Here is a 17,317-nt window from a genome sequence, read left to right as displayed (position 1 = left end):
CGTCAGTACACGCCGTCCGGCAGGATGCGGGCGAGATAGCGGGTGGGCTCGGGGTCGGTGCCCATGAGGGTGCCGGCCCAGGCCGCCGTCTCGTGCTGCACCACCACCAGCTCCCACACGCAGGCGACGAAGGGCTCCGTCACCGGCGCGAAGACCGGCTCTTCGGTGTGCGGGTCGGCGCGGAACAGGCGGCTGCACAGGATGTCGCCGTGCCACCAGAACACCGGCAGCCACAGGCCTTCCTCGCCGCGGTGGACGATGACGAAGCCGAGCCGCTCGAACCCCTCGTCCGAGCCGCTGGCGGCGATGTGGGCGTCGACGGCCCGCCGGGCGGCGGCGAGGACGGCCGGGCCGAGCGGCGCCGCCGCCTCGTCGGCCTCGATGCCGTAGGCCTTCAGGCGCCAGCCGGCGGTCTGCCACAGGCCGGCGAAGCGATAGCGCCGCGGGGCGTATGGACCCGGGCGGCCGGTCTGCGGTTCACTCATGCGGCGTTTCCCTTTTTGGATGCGTTGGAACGGCGACGATGCCGTAGTGTTTGCAGTTGCACCAGTTCCGCTTCCGCCGCCTGGAAAGGACCCAGCCCATGCGTCTCGCCGTGACCGCCGCCGCCGTCTGCTTGCCGTTGCTCGCCGCCGCCTGCGCCCCCTTCGCCGATCGCGGCGCCGACCCCCATGGCGTCGACACGCTCGGCGGTGTTCTCGTGGTGCCGGCGGGCGACGCCCTGCCGCCGACGGCGCGCGGCGAGGTGCGGCTGGTGGACCTGACCCGGTCCGAACCCGGCCGCCCCTTCCTCGTCGCCAGCCAGGTGATCGACGGGCCGCTCACCGCCCCGGTACCCTACCGCCTGCAGTGGCGCCCCATGACGCTGGAGCCGGGCCACGAGTACGCCCTGGCCGGCCGGGTGTTCACCGAGGCCCGCACGCTCTACCGCTCGGAGACGCCGGTGCCGGTGGCGGAAGGGTCCGGCGACCGCACGGTGCCGCTGACGCTGGCCGCCGTACCCGCGCCGCCGGAGGACGCCGAGCGCAAGCGCTACAGCCTGGACTCCATGCCCGACGTGCAGAAGCTGCGCGAGCTGCCGCAGGGTGAACCGCTGCGGCGCGACGACACCTACTACGGGCTCGGCACCGACCCGCTGCCCAGCGACCCGCTGGACAGCGGCCGGGTGATCCTGCCAGGCGAGCGGGTGGAGTAGGGGCAGGCGCCCGTCCCCCGTTACGGCCGCCTCTGCCAGGACCCGCCGCGTGGATGCCCGGGTCAAGCCCGGGCATGACAAGTGTTTGATTTTGCAGAAAAGTTTGTCATGGCCGGGCTCGACCCGGCCATCCACGGCTCCACGGACGGCGACCGGTGATACGGAGGCTGCGCGATCTGCCGCAGGGCAAGCCACCCACGCCGCGACGATCGCTACTACGGGCTCGACACCGCCCCCCTGCCGAGCGACCCGCTCACCGGCAGCCGCGTCATTCTGCCGGGCGAGCGGGTGGAGTAGGGGCGTCAGGTCTGGCGCCAGGGCAGGATCGCGGTCCAGTTCTCTTTGGCATGATAGACGGCGACGACCTCGACGTCGTCGCCGGTCGATCGGAAGAAGACCCAGTAGCCGTGTGGTCCCAGGGCCTTGCGCAAAAACGGCCGCGGTGGCCAAGGCGAGCCGGCGGTCGGCGTCAGCGTCTCGCCGAAACGGCGGATGTCGGTGTCGATGGCCTCTGCTCGCTCTTCGCCCCGCCATTCTTCGTTGTGTACGAAGATGCGCCGGAGGTCGTGCCGCGTCGCACGGGCCCAGAAGACGGCCATGGCGTCAGCGTCGGCGCCGCTGCTCCCGTCGCTCCGCTTTCCATGCCTCCATGTCGGCATGCAGTTCGTCGCCGGTCAGGCGTTCGCCTCGATCCAGGGCGGCCAGTCGGCGGTCGATCTCTTCCAGGGCCTCGGTCGAGATTTCCGTCTCTGCCGCGTCGTCCCTTCTGTCTGGCATGGCGGCCTCGGTGACGGAATGGAACCTGACGACGGACATGGTGTCTCTCCGGGGAAAAGTCACCATGATCGTACCAATGCACATCGTCTCCATCCAGTTCAAACCGCTCGGGCCGCCCCCGAAACGCCCACGGGCGGCGCCCCTGAAAGGCGCCGCCCGCAGTCTCTCTCACTCTTCTTCGTTACGACCCGACCCTCACGAGCACCCGGTGGTCGCGCCGCAGCTGTCGCACTTCAGGCAGGTGCCGTTGCGCACCAGGGTGAAGTTGCCGCATTCCGGGCAGCTGTCCCCTTCGTAGCCCTTCATGCGGGCCTCGGCGATCTGGTGGCTGCGGCCGCTGGCGACGGCGGAGGCGGCCGAGACGCCGGCCGACGAGATGCTGGCGGTGGCGCCGGCGGTGATGGTGTGGCCGTGGCCGTCGGTGCCGGTGGCCCGCGCCGTCACTTCCATGGCCTCGCCGCGCTCGGTGGTCTTGTTGAGCACGTAGAGGTTGGACCGCACGTAGCCCTTGGAGATGCCGCGCTGGTAGGCGACGTCGCCCCACTCGTCGATGTCGCCCTCGTCGTGGCCGCCGCCCATGACGTCGTGGCCGATGTTGGCGGGGTCGACGTGGGCCAGTTCGTTGCGGGCCAGGTAGCTGATGGCCAGCTCGCGGAACAGGTAGTCGATGATCGACGTCGCCATCTTGATGGCGGCGTTGCCTTCCACCATGCCCGAGGGCTCGAAGCGGGTGAAGGTGAAGGCCTCGACGTATTCCTCCAGCGGCACGCCGTACTGCAGGCCGATGGAGACGGCGATGGCGAAGTTGTTCATCAGCGAGCGGAAGGCCGCACCTTCCTTGTGCATGTCGATGAAGATCTCGCCGAGCTTGCCGTCCTCGTACTCGCCGGTGCGCAGGTAGACCTTGTGCCCGCCGACCACGGCCTTCTGGGTGTAGCCCTTGCGGCGGTCCGGCATGCGGCGGCGCTGGGCGGTGTAGCGCTCGACGATCTTCTCGGCGACCACTTCGGCGCGCTGCACCGGGTTCTGGGCGGCGGCCAGCTTTTCGGTGAAGGCGACCGGCGCGGCCTCGGCCACGGCGTCGTCCTCGTCGTCCTCCGGCAGGTCGTCGAGCAGGGCGGCCGACAGCGGCTGCGACAGCTTGGAGCCGTCGCGGTAGAGGGCGTTGGCCTTCAGGCCGAGCTGCCACGACAGCTGGTAGGCCGCCTTGCAGTCGTCCACCGTCGCGCTGTTGGGCATGTTGATGGTCTTGGAGATGGCGCCGGTGATGAAGGGCTGCGCCGCCGCCATCATGCGGATGTGGCTCTCGGCCGACAGGTAGCGCTTGCCGATGCGGCCGCAGGCGTTGGCGCAGTCGAACACCGGCAGGTGCTCGGCCTTCAGAAACGGCGCGCCCTCGACGGTCATGGCGCCGCACACGTAGGTATTGGCGGCCTCCACCTGCTCACGGGTGAAGCCGAGCGCCTTCAGCATGTCGAAGGCGAAGTCGTCGAGCTGCGCGTCGGTCAGGCCGAGGGTCTTGCGGCAGAAGTCCTCGCCGAGCGTCCACTTGTTGAAGACGAACTTGATGTCGAAGGCGCTCTTCAGGTTCTGCTCGAGCTTGCCGATCTGCTCAGCGCCGAAGCCCTTGGCGCGCAGGGTCTCGTGGTTGATCTGCGGCGCCCCGGCCAGCGTGCCGTGGCCGACGGCGTAGTCGATGATCGCCTGCACCTGGCTTTCCTCGTAGCCGAGGGTGCGCAGGGCGGTCGGGACCAGGCGGTTGATGATCTTGAAGTAGCCGCCGCCGGCCAGCTTCTTGAACTTCACCAGGGCGAAGTCGGGTTCGATGCCGGTGGTGTCGCAGTCCATCACGAGGCCGATGGTGCCGGTCGGCGCGATGACGGAGACCTGGGCATTGCGGAAGCCGTGGGCGGTGCCCAGCTCCAGCGCGCGATCCCAGGCGGCGCGGGCGGCGTCCACCAGGGCCTTGTCCGGGCAGTGGGCGGCGTTGAGCGCCACCGGCTTGATGGACAGGCCGTCGTAGCCGCGGTGCTCGCCCTGGGCGGCGAGGCGGTGGTTGCGGATCACCCGCAGCATGGCGTCGCGGTTGTCGGCGTAACCGGGGAAGGCGCCCAGCTCCTCGGCCATCTCGGCGGAGGTGGCGTAGGACACGCCGGTCATCAGCGCGGTGATGGCGGCGCACAGGGCGCGGCCGGTGTCGCTGTCATAGGGGATGCCGGCCGCCATGAGCAGGCCGCCGATGTTGGCGTAGCCGAGGCCGAGGGTGCGGAAACGGTAGGACAGTTCGGCGATGCGGTCCGACGGGAACTGCGCCATCAGCACCGAGACTTCCAGCACCACGGTCCACAGGCGGCAGGCATGGGCGAAGCCGTCGGCGTCGAAGCTGCCGTCCTCGCGGCGGAAGGTCAGCAGGTTGAGGCTGGCCAGGTTGCACGCCGTGTCGTCGAGGAACATGTACTCCGAGCACGGGTTGGAGCCGTTAATGCGGCCCGACTCGGGGCAGGTGTGCCACTCGTTGATGGTGGTGTCGAACTGCAGGCCGGGGTCGGCGCAGGACCACGCGGCCTCGGCGATCTTCTCCCACAGGTCCTTGGCCTTGGGGCTCGCCTTGATGTTGCCGGTGGTGCGCTCGCGCAGCGGCCATTCCTCGTCGCGGGTCACGGCCTCGAAGAAGTCGTTGGTGACGCGCACCGAGTTGTTGGAGTTCTGGCCCGAAACGGTGAGGTAGGCCTCCGAATCCCAATCGGTGTCGTATTCCTCGAAGGCGATCTCGGTGAAGCCCTGGCGGGCGAACTGCAGCACGCGCTGGACGTAGTTCTCCGGCACCATCGCCTTGCGGGCGGCGACGATGGCCTTCTTCAGCGCCTTGTTGACCTTGGGGTCGAAGCGGTCCTCGCCGTCGGCGGCGCCGTCCCACTCGGTGGTCGCCTTCAGCACGGCGTTGAGGTGGCGGTTGCACAGCTTGGAGCCGGTGACCAGCGCCGCCACCTTGCGCTCCTCGCGCGCCTTCCAGTCGATGAAGGCCTCGATGTCGGGGTGGTCGACGTCGACGATGACCATCTTGGCGGCACGCCGGGTGGTGCCGCCCGACTTGATGGCGCCGGCGGCGCGGTCGCCGATCTTCAGGAAGCTCATGAGGCCCGACGACTTGCCGCCGCCGGCCAGCCGCTCGCCCTCGCCGCGCAGGGCGGAGAAGTTGGTGCCGGTGCCCGAGCCGTACTTGAACAGGCGCGCCTCGCGCACCCACAGGTCCATGATGCCGCCTTCGTTCACCAGGTCGTCCTGGATGGACTGGATGAAGCAGGCGTGCGGCTGCGGGTGTTCATAGGCCGACTTGGACTTCACCAGCTTGCCGGTCTTGAAGTCGACGTAGGAGTGGCCCTGCGCCGGGCCGTCGATGCCGTAGGCCCAGTGCAGGCCGGTGTTGAACCACTGCGGGCTGTTCGGCGCGCCCATCTGGGTGCACAGCATGAAGCGCATCTCGTCGAAGAAGGCACGGGCGTCGCCCTCGGAGTCGAAATAGCCGCCCTTCCAGCCCCAGTAGGTCCAGGTGCCGGCCAGCCGGTCGAACACCTGGCGGGCGCTGGACTCACCGACGAACCGCTTGTCTTCCGGCAGCTTGGCGAGGGCGGCCTTGTCGGCTTCCTGGCGCCACAGCCATTCGGGGACGTCGTCTTCCTTCACCGGCTTCAGCGCCGCCGGCACGCCGGCCTTGCGGAAGTACTTCTGGGCGAGCACGTCGCTCGCCACCTGCGACCAGTCGGCGGGCACCTCGATTCCGTCGGCCTTGAAGACCACCGAGCCGTCCGGATTGCGGATCTCGCTGGTGGTGTGACGGAAGTCGATGTCCGCATAGGGCGACTGCCCCTCCTGCGTGAACAGGCGACCGATCTGCATGTGGATGCTCCCCTAGATGTAGCGTGCTCGCTATGGCCGTGAGGACTGTGCACGGTGGTTGAGCGACCCTCGGCTTCCTCCGCCCGAGCCGCGTGCCGGGACTGTGGGATGTCCCTACCGACGGGCGATGAGACTAGGCGAACGTCATAAGCCGGGCAACCGAATTTTGTGTCGTTCCGCGGCTGCAACACAATATCTCGTATGTCTTGTGGGTAAGTCGGATGAGCCGGTGGATGAACCTGCGGAACCCGAGGCAAACGGGCGAGTCGCCGCCTGGGGGTGGCCCTCGTCCGAGTTCTCCACAGCTGTGGACAGCTGCCGGAGCACCCCGAGGAGACACTATATGTAGTCTTCGGGCGGTGACCGCCGTCACACCGGCGGCCTTACCCGAACGGGCGGGGCAGGGGTGGCGACGGTGCTGGACTGCGGCGCCCTTCTGCGCCATAGTGCGGCCCGTTCCGCCGACGGCCGCCGCCGCCCGGCCGGAACGCCTATGTGTTAGAGAGTGCGCACCGGAGCGACCGTCACATGATCACGGGCACCATGTTCTTCACCTGGCTGAAGGGTGAGTTCGTCGGCAAGGACCAGTACGGCAACCGCTACTACCAGGACCGCCGGCAGCCGAAGACCGGTCGCCGCAAGCGCTGGGTGATGTACAACGGCAAGATCGAGGCGTCGAAGATTCCGCCCGAATGGCATGCCTGGCTGCACTACACCGTCGACGAGCCCATCAAGATCGACCAGAAGAAGCCGTGGATGAAGGAACACCTGCCCAACCTGTCGGGTACGGTGAACGCCTACGTCCCCCAGGGCGACGACCGCCGCGGCGGCAATCGCGCCAAGGGCACCGGCGACTACGAGGCCTGGACCCCCGGCTCCTGACCGGGCCGGCGGGGCCGCCCGGCACCGCGGAGTCGTCATGAACAGCCGCACCAGGGAAACCCTCTACGGCCTCGCCACGGTCTCGGTCGTCGGCGTGCTGCTGACGTACAATGTGATGCAGCGGCACGAGCGGCACGTGGACAACGGCGCCATCATGACGCTGACGGCGCAATTCAACCGCACCGACGGCCTGCGCGAAGGCGCGCCCGTGCGGCTGGCCGGAGTGCCGGTGGGCGTGGTGTCGGACATGCGCCTGACCGACCGCTACAAGGCCGAGACGGTGCTGTCCCTGCGGGGCGACGTGGAACTGCCCGACGACAGCGCCGCCATCATCGAAACCGAGGGCCTGTTCGGCACCAAGTACATCGAGCTGCAGCCCGGCGGCGGCCTCGACCTGCTGGCCGACGGGGACCGCATCTCCTACACCCAGGACGCGGTGATCCTCGAGGAACTGCTGGCGAAGATCGTCGCCCGCGCCAAGGCGGCCCGCGCCGCGGCGGCCGAGGGCGGCGCCGCGGCCGAGCAGGGCGGCGACATCCTCGCCCCGGGTGATCCCGACGGCGACGGCGACGGAAGTGATGCCGGCGAGGCTGGCGGTCCGGCCGGCACCGCCGCCCCGCCGGGCGCCAGCCCGTTCCCCTCGCTCACCGACTGACCCGCACCAGGGGAAGGACCCGACCGTCATGGGACGCAATCCGATCGAGACCATCCTGGGGGCCGTGGTGCTGGTGGTGGCCGGCCTGTTCCTCGCCATCGCCTACACCATGGCCGACGTCCGCCCGGTGGAGGGGTATCCGCTGCAGGCGGTGTTCTCCAAGACCGGCGACCTGCAGGTGGGGTCCGACGTGCGCGTCTCGGGCATCAAGGTGGGCTCGGTCACCGAACAGCGGCTCGACCCGCAGACCTTCCGGGCCGTGGTCAGCATGACCATCGTCCCCGACGTGCGCCTGCCGGCCGACACCGTCGCCACCATCGTGTCCGACGGCCTGCTGGGCGGCAAATACGTCCGCCTGCAGCCGGGCTCTGCCACGGAAATGCTCGATTCCGGGGGCAGGATCGACAACACCGAGGATTTCCAGTCCATGGAGGATCTGGTGGGCGACATCATCTTCCTCGCCACCCAGTCGCCCTCCGCCCAGGGTGCGGCGCAGCCGGGCCGTTGAGCCGGTACGCCGCCTTCGGGCCCCCAGCCGCCACGGGTTACCGCTTCGCCATGACGACGTTCACGATCCTTCTCCGCTCCGCCGCCCTGTCCCTGACGCTCGCCGCCGGTGCGGTGGCGCCGGCTGCCGCCGCCACCGACGTGACGGGCGACAAGGCGGTGCTGCAGTGGCTGGACAAGGTGACGGCGCGCGTCTCGACGGTGACGGCGCCGGTCGGCCAGAAGACGCGCATCGGCAATCTGGAGATCCTGGTGCGCGCCTGCCGCTATCGGCCGCCCGAGGAGACGCCGGAGTCGGCCGCCTTCCTCGACATCACCGAGATCGAGCCCGGCGCCCCGGCGCGCGAGGTGTTCCGCGGCTGGATGTTCGCCTCCAGCCCCGCCCTGTCGGCCATGGAGCACCCCATCTACGACGTCTGGGTGCTCGACTGCCTGAGCAGGGACGACACCAGCTCCACCGGATAATCCCCGTCGAACCGCGCCTGCCGCTTCAGCGCCTCGCCGAGCATGCGGTGATAGCGGGCGCGGGGGATTTCCGTCGCGCCGAAGCGCTGCAGGTGGTCGGTGATGAACTGGGTGTCGAGCAGCGTGAAGCCGCCGCCGCGCAGGCGGGCCACCAGATGGCAGAGCGCCACCTTGCTGGCGTCGGTGGCGCGCGAGAACATGCTCTCGCCGAAGAACGCCGCGCCCAGCTGCAGGCCGTAGAGCCCGCCCACCAGCCGGCCGTCCTGCCAGCACTCGACGCTGTGGGCGTAGCCCATGGCGTGCAGGTCGCAGAACACCTTGAAGATGGTGTCATTGATCCAGGTTTCGGTGCGGCCCGGCGCGGGGGCGGCGCAGCCTTCCATGACGGCGCGGAAGGCGGTGTCGACGCGAACGTCGAACACCCCGCGCTTCACGGTCTTCAGCAGGGACTTGGGGGCGTGGAAGCCGTCGAGCGGGATGATGCCGCGCTCGTCCGGATCCACCCAGTAGAGGGTACGACCGCCGCGCGAGCGCGCCATGGGGAAGACGCCGCTCGCGTAGGCGCGCAGGAGCAGGTCGGGGGTGACGGGAAGCTCTGTCAAGCGCGTCTCCCCCGTCCGCCTCAGAGGTCGCCTGCCACGAACTTTTCCAGCCAGCGAATGTCGTAGGCGCCGTTCTGGAAGTCGGGCACGTCCATCAGCCGCTGGTGCAGCGGGATGGTGGTCTTCACGCCGTCCACCACGTACTCGCCGAGCGCCCGCTTCAGCCGCATGAGGCATTCCGTGCGGTTGGCGCCGGAGACGATGAGCTTGGCGATCATGCTGTCGTAGTGCGGCGGGATCGACAGGCCGGCGTAGAGGCCGGAGTCGACGCGCACGCCCAGGCCGCCCGGCGCGTGGTAGCCGACCACCTTGCCCGGGTTGGGGGCGAAGGTTTCCGGGTCCTCGGCGTTGATGCGGCACTCGATGGCGTGGCCGGCGATGATGACGTCGTCCTGCGTGTAGCCGAGCGGCGCGCCCGCGGCGATGCGGATCTGCTCGCGCACCAGGTCGATGCCGGTGATGCTCTCGGTCACCGGGTGTTCCACCTGCAGGCGGGTGTTCATCTCGATGAAGAAGAACTGGCCGTTCTCGTACAGGAACTCGATGGTGCCGGCGTTGCGGTAACCGAGCGTCTTCATGGCGTCGACGGCGACCTTGCCGATGGCGGCGCGCTGGTCGGCGTTGAGCGCGGGGGAGGGGGCCTCCTCCAGCACCTTCTGGTGCTTGCGCTGCAGCGAGCAGTCGCGCTCGCCGAGGTGCACCACGTTGCCGTAGTGGTCGCCGAGCACCTGGATCTCGATGTGGCGCGGCTGGCCCAGGTACTTTTCCATGTAGACTTCGGGGTTGCCGAAGGCGGCCTGGGCTTCCGTGCGGGCCGTCGACCAGGCTTCCAGCAGCTCGGAGGCGTCGCGCGCCACCTTCATGCCGCGCCCGCCGCCGCCGGCGGAGGCCTTGATGAGCACGGGGTAGCCGATCTCGGCGGCGATGGTCTTGGCCTCTTCCGCCGTCTCGACGGCGCCGGGGCTGCCCGGCACCACCGGCAGGCCGCTTTCGATGGCGGCCTTCTTGGCGGTGACCTTGTCGCCCATGAGGCGGATGTGTTCCGGGCTCGGGCCGATCCAGGCGAAGCCGTGGTCCTGCACCATCTCGGCGAAGTCGGCGTTCTCCGACAGGAAGCCGTAGCCGGGGTGGATGGCGTCCGCCCCCGTGATGGTCGCCGCCGACAGGATGGCGGCGCGGTTCAGGTAGCTCTCGCGCGCCGGCGCCGGGCCGATGCAGACGCTCTCGTCGGCGAGGCGCACGTGCATGGCATCGGCGTCGGCGGTGGAATGCACCGCGACGGTCTTGATGCCCATCTCGCGGCAGGCGCGGTGGATGCGCAGGGCGATCTCGCCACGGTTGGCGATGAGGACCTTGTCGAACATGCTTTTCCCAACCTGGCCGGGGAGGATCACTCGATCACGCACAGCGGCTCGCCGAACTCGACCGCCTGGGCGTTGTCGACGAGGATGCGGCTGACCGTGCCGCCCTTGGGGGCACGCACCGGGTTGAAGGTCTTCATGGCCTCGATGAGGAACAGGGTCTGGCCCTGCGACACCGTCGCGCCCTCGGTCACGAAGGCCGGGGCGCCCGGCTCCGACGAGGTGTAGAGCACGCCGACCATGGGGCTGGTGACGGCCCCCGGGTGCTTGGCGACGTCCTCGACCGCGGCCGGGGCCGCGGCGGCGCCGGCGGCCGGCGCAGGTGCGGCGGCGTGCATCGGCGCCGGGGCGTAGGCCATCTGCGGCGCGGCGGCGCGGCCGACGCGGATGCGCACGTTTTCCGTCTCGTACTCGATCTCGGTGAGGCCGGTCTCGTCCAACAGGGTCGCCAGGTCGCGGACGGCGGCGCTGTCGATCAAGGGCTTGCTGCTCATCTAGCTCTTCTCTTTCTGGCTTCGAATGAGGCGGGCGACGGCGTCCAGCGCCAGCACGTAGCCGTGGGATCCGAACCCGCAGATCATGCCGTGCGCGGCCTTCGACACATAGGAATGGTGCCGGAACGGCTCGCGCTTGTGGATGTTCGAAAGGTGCACCTCCACCACCGGACGATCGACGGCGAGCAGCGCATCGAGCAGGGCGACGGAGGTGTGTGTATAGGCGGCGGCGTTGACGATCAGGCCGGCGGCGGCGGTGCGCGCCTCCTGCACCCAGGTCACCAGCTCGCCTTCGTGGTTGGTCTGGCGGAAGTCGACGGAAAGGCCGAGGCCTTCGGCGTGGTCTTCGCACAGGCGGCGGATGTCGGCCAGCGTCTCATGGCCGTAGACCTCCGGCTGGCGGGTGCCGAGCAGGTTCAGGTTGGGGCCGTTGAGGATGAAGACGGTGGGGGACACGCGCGCGGTTGCCGTCGCTGGTTGCCGTAACGGTATGTCGCCTAGTCCTATAGCAGGCGGACCCTGCTGGCAACGTCTGGATTGGCGGCAAGGTGCGCCGCCATGCGCCCAATGCATGGCATCCGGCCGAAAACGACCGAAAAGCGCAGGGGACGCAGCAGACCCGCCGGCGTCTTCCGCGACATAATGTTGCGCAAGCGCCCGCGGCAGCGCGTTCTCGCGGTTGCGGGACGGGCCGCGTCGCCCCATACTCTCGCCAACCCTGATCCCTGAGTGAGAATGCAAGCCGATGCAGGTGACCATCAACGGCGAAGCCCGCCCGCTGTCCACCGCCACCACCGTCGAGGGGCTGCTGACCACCCTCGGCATCGACCCCCGCAAGGTGGCCGTGGAGCGCAACCTGGAGATCGTGCCGAAGTCCGCCTTCCAGCAGACGCCGGTGACCGACGGCGACCGCCTGGAGATCGTCCACTTCATCGGCGGCGGCCTGCCCGACGGCGACCGCATGCCGGCGCTGGACGCCGACGATTTCTTCGAGGTGGCCGGCCGCCGCTTCCGCTCCCGCCTGCTGGTGGGTACGGGCAAGTACAAGGACTTCGAGGAAACCCGCCTCGCCATCGAGGCGAGCGGCGCCGAGATCGTCACCGTCGCCGTGCGCCGCGTGAACGTGTCGGACCCGAGCCAGCCCATGCTGGTCGATTACGTCGACCCCAAGGTCTATACGTACCTGCCCAACACCGCCGGCTGCTTCACCGCCCAGGACGCCGTGCGCACCCTGCGCCTCGCCCGCGAGGCCGGCGGCTGGGATCTGGTGAAGCTGGAAGTGCTGGGCGACCAGAAGACGCTCTACCCCAACATCACCGAAACCCTGGCCGCCGCCGAGGCGCTGATCGCCGACGGCTTCAAGGTCATGGTCTATACCAACGACGACCCCATCGTCGCCAAGCGGCTGGAGGACATGGGCTGCGTCGCCGTCATGCCGCTCGGCTCGCTGATCGGTTCGGGCCTCGGCATCATGAACCCGGTGAACATCCGCCTCATCAAGGAAAGCCTGAGCGTGCCCGTGCTGGTGGACGCCGGCGTCGGCACCGCCTCGGACGCGGCGGTCGCCATGGAACTCGGCTGCGACGGCGTGCTCATGAACACCGCCATCGCCGGCGCCAAGGATCCCATCAAGATGGCCCGCGCCATGAAGCTCGCCATCGAGGCCGGGCGCCTGTCCTATCAGGCCGGCCGCATGCCGAAGAAGATGTACGCCGACCCGTCGAGCCCGCTCGCCGGCCTCATCTGACGGCGGGCCGCGCGGCGGCATCGCGAAACGGTTCCCCAGGAAAGCCCGTTCCTCTCCCGGAGCGGGCTTTTCTCTTGCAGGCAGGGGCCATGGCGTTCGGCACGATGATTTCCGGGGCAGGCAAGGCGGTGCGCGGGCTGCTGCGCCTCGCCGGCCGGCCGGCACGGCGGGCCCACGGGGAGCGCGGCATCGTCGTGCAGCCCTACCGCGGCTACGGCTCGCGCACCGAGATCTTCGTCATCGGCCGGGTGTTCCGTCAGGCTCCGGCGCCGCGCTCGGCGCTGACGGTGCGGCGCATGCTGCACGACATCGGCCGCCGTATCGCCCGCCGGGCGGTCGCCGACGCGCCGCTGACGGCCCGCTTCCACGGCTGCGAGCAGCGCATCCACACAGACAGCGACGGCTATTTCCGCGTCCACCTGCGGCTGCCCGCGCCGGTGCCCGACGGGCGCGAGTGGCACGAGGTCGCCCTGACGCTGGAGGCGCCCGACGTGGTGGAGGCGACGGCGCGGGTCTTCATTCCGCCGGAACGCAGCCGCTTCGTGGTCATCAGCGACATCGACGACACGGTGATGGTGACGGGCGTCGCCAACGTGTTCGGCATGATGTGGCGGCTGTTCGTGCAGGGGGCCAACAGCCGCACCGCCTTCCCCGGCGTCACCGCCTTCTACCGCGCCCTCTACGACGGCGCCGGCGGCGACGAGCGCAACCCCATGCTCTACGTCAGCCGGGCGCCGTGGGGCATCTACGACGTGCTGGACGAGTTCTTCCGCCGCCACGGCATTCCCGTCGGTCCGATCCTGTTCCTGCGCGAATGGGGCATGCGGTGGTCGAGCCCGCTGCCGCGCAAGGCGGTGGACCACAAGCGCATGCTCATCGACCACATGCTGGACGTCTACCGCGACCTGCCCGTCGTGCTCATCGGCGACAGCGGTCAGCACGACCCCGAGGTCTACCGCCGCATCGTCGCCGAGCACGGCGACCGGGTGCTGGCCGTCTACATCCGCAACGTCTCGAAGGACGCCGGCCGCGCCGACGAAATCGCCGCCATGGCCGAGGAAGCGGTGGCGCACGGCTCGTCCCTGCTGCTCGCCGCCGACAGCATCGCCATGGCCGAGCACGCCGCCGACCTCGGCCTCATCCAGCCGGGCCGCGTGCCGCTGGTGCGCGGCGAGAAGGTGCGCGAGGAAGGCGACGGCGAAGACCACCCCATCCGCCGCGCCGACGCCGCCGAAGTCGAGGACGTGGTGGAGGGGCAGGGCGACGAAGACGAGAGCGTGGTGGTGGAGCCGAGGTCCGGGCGGCGTTGACGGCCGCCGGACCCTGGCCGATATTCGGAGATATGCCACCGAGGACCGGTCCATGACCCGCCGCACCTTCGACCTTCCCGAGCACCTGGATGAACCCGTGTCCGGGGGACAGGTCGAAAAGGAGCGGACGGTGCGTGCCGAGGTACTCCGGGCTGCGGTGGAGGTCGGCCTCACGGACGTTCGGGCTGGCCGCGTGACGGCCGTTGCGGACGGCGGTATCTCCGAATACGTGGCCGGTCTTCTCGACCGTGCTCGTGCCGCGGCGTGTCCCTGACGTAGCGGCTGCTGGCGGCTTCGGCAACCGACGGCCCGCCTCCGCCTCGCCATACCGGCCCTTACTCCCCTCGGCGCACTCGGGTATCCTCGACGCATCGTTCACGATCCGCGAGAGCCGATCCATGTCCCTGCGTTACTTCTACTCCCCCGCCTCCTGCTCGCTGGCGCCGCACATCGTCATCGAGGAAACCGGTGCCGCCTACGAGCCGGTGCGGGTCAACCTGGCCGAGGGCGAGCAGTACGGCGAGGCGTTCCGCGCCCTCAACCCGCGCAGCAAGGTGCCGGCGCTGCAGCTCGACGATGGGCAGGTACTGACCGAGACGCACGCGATCATGGCCTACCTCGCCGATACCCACCCCGAGAAGCGCCTCATCCCGACCGATCCGCTGGCTCGCGCCCGCGCCCACGAGTGGATGAACCACTGCGCCGCCGGTGTGCACCCGCACTTCACCCGCTTCTTCCGCCCCGAGCGCTTCGTCACCGAGGGCACCGACGCCCAGCCGGTGAAGGATGCGGCGCTGGCGGCCTATCACGCCGCGCTGAAGGAAGTGGACGGCCGCCTGCCGGCCGAGGGCTTCGCGCTCGGCGACTACTCCGTGGCCGACGCCCACCTCTACGTCTTCCTGCGCTGGGGCGGCCGGGCCGGCTTCGACCTGGAGAAGGACTTCCCGCGCTACGTCGGCCTCGCCCGCCGCGTGCAGGAGCGGCCGGCGACGCAGCGCGCGCTGGAGATCCACGGCCTGCCGCCGCTGTAACGAAAACGGGGCCGAAGGCGGCATCGCGTCCGCCCTCGGCCCCGTGCCGTTCAGTGCCCTGGCGTCAGGGGAAGATCTCGATCGGCGTGCCGATGTCGATCAGCGCCCACAGCTCGTCCATGGCGTCGTTGGACAGGGCGATGCAGCCGGCGGTCCAGTCCTTCATGGTCTTGGCGCGCAGGCTGCTCTTGATGGTGGTCGGCTGGCCGTGGATGTAGATGTCGCCGCCGGGGCTCTTGCCGCGGGCGGCGGCCGAGGCGCGGTCCTCGCCGTTGGGGTAGCTGATGCGCAGCGAGCGGTAGTAGATGCTCTCGTCGTTGCGGTAGTCGATGACGTACCAGCCTTCCGGCGTGCGGCCGTCGCCCTCGTACTGCTTGTGGCCGGCGGGTTCCCAGCCGAGTGCGATGGGCCAGGTCTTCACGGCGCGGCCTTCCGACATCAGGGTCAGCACGCGCTTGCCCTTCTCCACCACGATCTTGTCGATCATGGAGCCCATGGGCCGCATGGCGGCCACGGCCTCGCCGGCGGCGGCGGGGCGGGGGGCGAGCAGGACGGCGGTCAGGACGGTCACGCAGACGGCGAGACACAGCGTCGCAACAAAGCGCCGCATGGGCCGGGACTCCCTCGGTTTTTGCTACTCTCTCTCTGGTCGGAACCATACCGGAAACCGAGTCGCACGTCATCATCCGGATGACCCGGACGCGGCGTCTTATCCCTGTTATCCTCGTTATCCACAGGTGCCGCGGCGCCCCCACCGGGCACCGCATCTGCTACACTGCGCGCCATGAGCACGAGCCCCATGCACCTGACCGCCATTCCCGGCGGCGGCGACGCCGCCGCGGCCGCGACGCCGGCCCGCATCCCGCCGCACAACTACGAGGCCGAGCAGGCCCTGCTCGGCGCCATCCTGGTCAACAACCGCGCCTTCGAGAAGGTGTCGGAATACCTGCGGCCGGAGCACTTCGCCCACCCGGCCCACGCCGCCATCTACCGCGCCTGCGGCAAGCTCATCGAGGCGGGCCATACGGTCACGCCGGTGACGCTGAAGACCTACCTGGAACGCGATCCGGCGGTGCAGGAGGTGGGCGGCATGGACTACCTGGCGACGCTGGTGAACAGCGTCGTCACCATCGTCAACGCCGCCGAATACGGCCGCCAGATCTACGACCTGCACCTGCGGCGCGAGCTCATCGACCTCGGCGAGAAGCTGGTCAACGACGCCTTCACGGTCGACTTCGAGACGACGGCGCGTACCCACATCGAATCGGCCGAACAGTCGCTCTACGACCTCGCCACCACCGGCGAGACCGACAAGGGCTTCGTGGATTTCGCCAGCGCCCTGGCCGGCGCCATCGAGATGGCGCAGAACGCCCACCGCCGCGCCGGGTCGCTGGCCGGCTGCACCACCGGCCTCATCGACCTGGACCGCAAGCTCGGCGGCCTGCACAAGTCGGACCTGCTGATCCTCGCCGGCCGCCCCTCCATGGGCAAGACGTCGCTCGCCACCAACATCGCCTTCAACGCCGCCAAGGCCTACCGCGAGGAGGTCGACGAGAACGGTACCCGTAAGGTGGTGGACGGCGGCCGCGTCGCCTTCTTCTCGCTGGAAATGTCGGCCGAGCAGCTGGCCACCCGTATCCTCGCCGAGCAGGCCGAAATCTCCGGCCACAAGCTGCGCACCGGCGAGCTGGACGACGCCGACTTCCAGCGCATGATCCAGGTGAGCCAGGAACTGCAGAACCTGCCGCTCTACATCGACGACACGCCGGCGCTGACCGTCTCGGCCCTGCGCACGCGCTGCCGGCGCCTCGCGCGGCAGAACGGCGGCCAGGGCCTCGGCCTCATCATCATCGACTACCTGCAGCTCCTTTCGGGCGGCGGCGGCAAGGGCAGCAGCGAGAACCGCGTGCAGGAAGTGTCGGCCATCACCCGCGGCCTGAAGGCGCTGGCCAAGGAAATGAACGTGCCGGTCATGGCGCTGTCGCAGCTGTCGCGCGCCGTCGAACAGCGCGACGACAAGAAGCCGCAGTTGTCGGACCTGCGCGAATCCGGCTCCATCGAGCAGGACGCCGACGTGGTCATGTTCGTCTACCGCGAGGAATACTACCTCGCCCGCGCCGAGCCTGGCCGCAAGCCGGAGGAGCAGGAAGACAAGTTCCTCGAGCGCTACACGGCGTGGCAGGAGCGCCTCGGCAAGGCGGCCAACGTCGGCGAGGTCATCATCGGTAAGCAGCGTCACGGCCCCATCGGCACCGTGCGGCTGTTCTTCGACGGCAACTACACCAAGTTCGGCAACCTGGTCACCCAGGACGGGTACGAGGACGACGGCGAGTAAACCCGACGCGGCCTGCGGGCGTTGGCAGGGAAAGGTTTCAACCGCTATGCGGCCCGCCA

The 17,317-nt window shown here is 69.4% G+C and carries 19 protein-coding genes and 1 pseudogene; 11 read left to right on the top strand and 9 right to left on the bottom strand.

The window, feature by feature from the left end; translation table 11 throughout:
* Positions 1-2: 2 nt before the first annotated feature.
* A complete protein-coding gene (locus tag CRP50_RS12140) occupies positions 3-485 on the bottom strand; it encodes a hypothetical protein (protein WP_097279439.1) in 483 nt (160 codons plus the stop codon).
* Positions 486-583: 98 nt separating this feature from the next.
* Here CRP50_RS12140 and CRP50_RS12135 point away from each other — a divergent pair, with 98 nt between their 5' ends.
* Positions 584-1,195, top strand: coding sequence for a YbaY family lipoprotein (locus tag CRP50_RS12135; protein ID WP_097279438.1), 612 nt, complete (start codon positions 584-586; stop codon positions 1,193-1,195).
* Positions 1,196-1,497: 302 nt separating this feature from the next.
* Here CRP50_RS12135 and CRP50_RS12130 read toward each other — a convergent pair whose 3' ends face one another.
* From CRP50_RS12130 to CRP50_RS12120, 3 genes are all read right to left on the bottom strand, one after another.
* Positions 1,498-1,794, bottom strand: a complete 297-nt coding sequence (locus CRP50_RS12130; RefSeq protein ID WP_097279437.1) for a type II toxin-antitoxin system RelE/ParE family toxin — start codon at positions 1,792-1,794, stop codon at positions 1,498-1,500.
* A gap of 4 nt (positions 1,795-1,798) precedes the next feature.
* Positions 1,799-2,011: a hypothetical protein gene (locus CRP50_RS12125; protein WP_141415121.1), complete on the bottom strand. Its 213-nt coding sequence runs from the start codon at positions 2,009-2,011 to the stop codon at positions 1,799-1,801.
* Positions 2,012-2,167: 156 nt separating this feature from the next.
* Positions 2,168-5,869, bottom strand: a complete 3,702-nt coding sequence (locus tag CRP50_RS12120; protein ID WP_097279435.1) for a vitamin B12-dependent ribonucleotide reductase — start codon at positions 5,867-5,869, stop codon at positions 2,168-2,170.
* Positions 5,870-6,397: 528 nt separating this feature from the next.
* Between CRP50_RS12120 and CRP50_RS12115 the strand changes: the two genes are divergently transcribed.
* Genes CRP50_RS12115 through CRP50_RS12100 form a run of 4 tightly spaced genes read left to right on the top strand, consistent with a single transcriptional unit; the run spans position 6,398 to position 8,378 of the window.
* The gene (locus CRP50_RS12115; protein ID WP_097279434.1) at positions 6,398-6,751 is read left to right on the top strand and encodes an NADH:ubiquinone oxidoreductase subunit NDUFA12; all 354 of its coding nucleotides are present in this window, start codon (positions 6,398-6,400) and stop codon (positions 6,749-6,751) included.
* Between the two features lie 37 nt (positions 6,752-6,788).
* Positions 6,789-7,406 carry an MlaD family protein gene (locus CRP50_RS12110; RefSeq protein WP_097279433.1) on the top strand — a complete coding sequence of 206 codons (618 nt, stop codon included), beginning with the start codon at positions 6,789-6,791 and terminating at the stop codon, positions 7,404-7,406.
* 28 nt (positions 7,407-7,434) lie between these two features.
* Positions 7,435-7,914, top strand: coding sequence for an outer membrane lipid asymmetry maintenance protein MlaD (locus CRP50_RS12105; protein ID WP_097279432.1), 480 nt, complete (start codon positions 7,435-7,437; stop codon positions 7,912-7,914).
* A 50-nt stretch (positions 7,915-7,964) separates the two neighbouring features.
* A complete protein-coding gene (locus CRP50_RS12100; RefSeq protein ID WP_097279431.1) occupies positions 7,965-8,378 on the top strand; it encodes a DUF2155 domain-containing protein in 414 nt (137 codons plus the stop codon).
* Here CRP50_RS12100 and aat read toward each other — a convergent pair.
* From aat to aroQ, 4 genes are read right to left on the bottom strand one after another with little or no spacing between them, the layout of a single operon-like run.
* Complete coding sequence (gene aat, locus CRP50_RS12095) at positions 8,321-8,980, bottom strand: leucyl/phenylalanyl-tRNA--protein transferase (RefSeq protein WP_097279430.1); 660 nt, start codon at positions 8,978-8,980, stop codon at positions 8,321-8,323. The genes CRP50_RS12100 and aat overlap by 58 nt on opposite strands.
* Positions 8,981-9,000: 20 nt before the next feature.
* Entirely contained in the window at positions 9,001-10,344 is a 1,344-nt protein-coding gene (gene accC / locus CRP50_RS12090) for an acetyl-CoA carboxylase biotin carboxylase subunit (RefSeq protein ID WP_097279429.1), read from the bottom strand.
* Between the two features lie 26 nt (positions 10,345-10,370).
* Positions 10,371-10,835: an acetyl-CoA carboxylase biotin carboxyl carrier protein gene (gene accB, locus CRP50_RS12085; protein ID WP_097279428.1), complete on the bottom strand. Its 465-nt coding sequence runs from the start codon at positions 10,833-10,835 to the stop codon at positions 10,371-10,373.
* On the bottom strand, positions 10,836-11,291 hold the full coding sequence (gene aroQ, locus CRP50_RS12080) for a type II 3-dehydroquinate dehydratase (RefSeq protein ID WP_245913459.1): 456 nt from the start codon (positions 11,289-11,291) through the stop codon (positions 10,836-10,838).
* Positions 11,292-11,580: 289 nt separating this feature from the next.
* Between aroQ and thiS the strand changes: the two are divergent.
* From thiS to CRP50_RS12060, 5 genes and pseudogenes are all read left to right on the top strand, one after another.
* Positions 11,581-11,766 (top strand): annotated as a pseudogene (gene thiS, locus CRP50_RS26510) (sulfur carrier protein ThiS); the annotation flags it as partial.
* Positions 11,767-11,796: 30 nt separating this feature from the next.
* Positions 11,797-12,582, top strand: coding sequence for a thiazole synthase (locus tag CRP50_RS12075; protein WP_245913478.1), 786 nt, complete (start codon positions 11,797-11,799; stop codon positions 12,580-12,582).
* Positions 12,583-12,671: 89 nt separating this feature from the next.
* Positions 12,672-13,892 carry an App1 family protein gene (locus CRP50_RS12070; protein WP_217992043.1) on the top strand — a complete coding sequence of 407 codons (1,221 nt, stop codon included), beginning with the start codon at positions 12,672-12,674 and terminating at the stop codon, positions 13,890-13,892.
* A gap of 52 nt (positions 13,893-13,944) precedes the next feature.
* A complete protein-coding gene (locus tag CRP50_RS12065) occupies positions 13,945-14,166 on the top strand; it encodes a hypothetical protein (protein WP_097279425.1) in 222 nt (73 codons plus the stop codon).
* Between the two features lie 124 nt (positions 14,167-14,290).
* A complete protein-coding gene (locus CRP50_RS12060; RefSeq protein ID WP_097279424.1) occupies positions 14,291-14,923 on the top strand; it encodes a glutathione S-transferase family protein in 633 nt (210 codons plus the stop codon).
* A 64-nt stretch (positions 14,924-14,987) separates the two neighbouring features.
* Here the strand turns inward: CRP50_RS12060 and CRP50_RS12055 are convergent, their stop codons facing one another.
* On the bottom strand, positions 14,988-15,533 hold the full coding sequence (locus CRP50_RS12055; protein WP_097279423.1) for a L,D-transpeptidase family protein: 546 nt from the start codon (positions 15,531-15,533) through the stop codon (positions 14,988-14,990).
* A 189-nt stretch (positions 15,534-15,722) separates the two neighbouring features.
* On the opposite strand from CRP50_RS12055, the gene CRP50_RS12050 reads away from it, so the two are divergent.
* On the top strand, positions 15,723-17,258 hold the full coding sequence (locus CRP50_RS12050; protein WP_245913458.1) for a replicative DNA helicase: 1,536 nt from the start codon (positions 15,723-15,725) through the stop codon (positions 17,256-17,258).
* The last annotated feature ends 59 nt before the right edge of the window (positions 17,259-17,317 follow it).

Source organism: Caenispirillum bisanense, assembly GCF_900230255.1.
GTDB classification, from domain to species: domain Bacteria; phylum Pseudomonadota; class Alphaproteobacteria; order Rhodospirillales; family Rhodospirillaceae; genus Caenispirillum; species Caenispirillum bisanense_A.
This window is presented reverse-complemented; position numbering and strand designations above follow the sequence as displayed.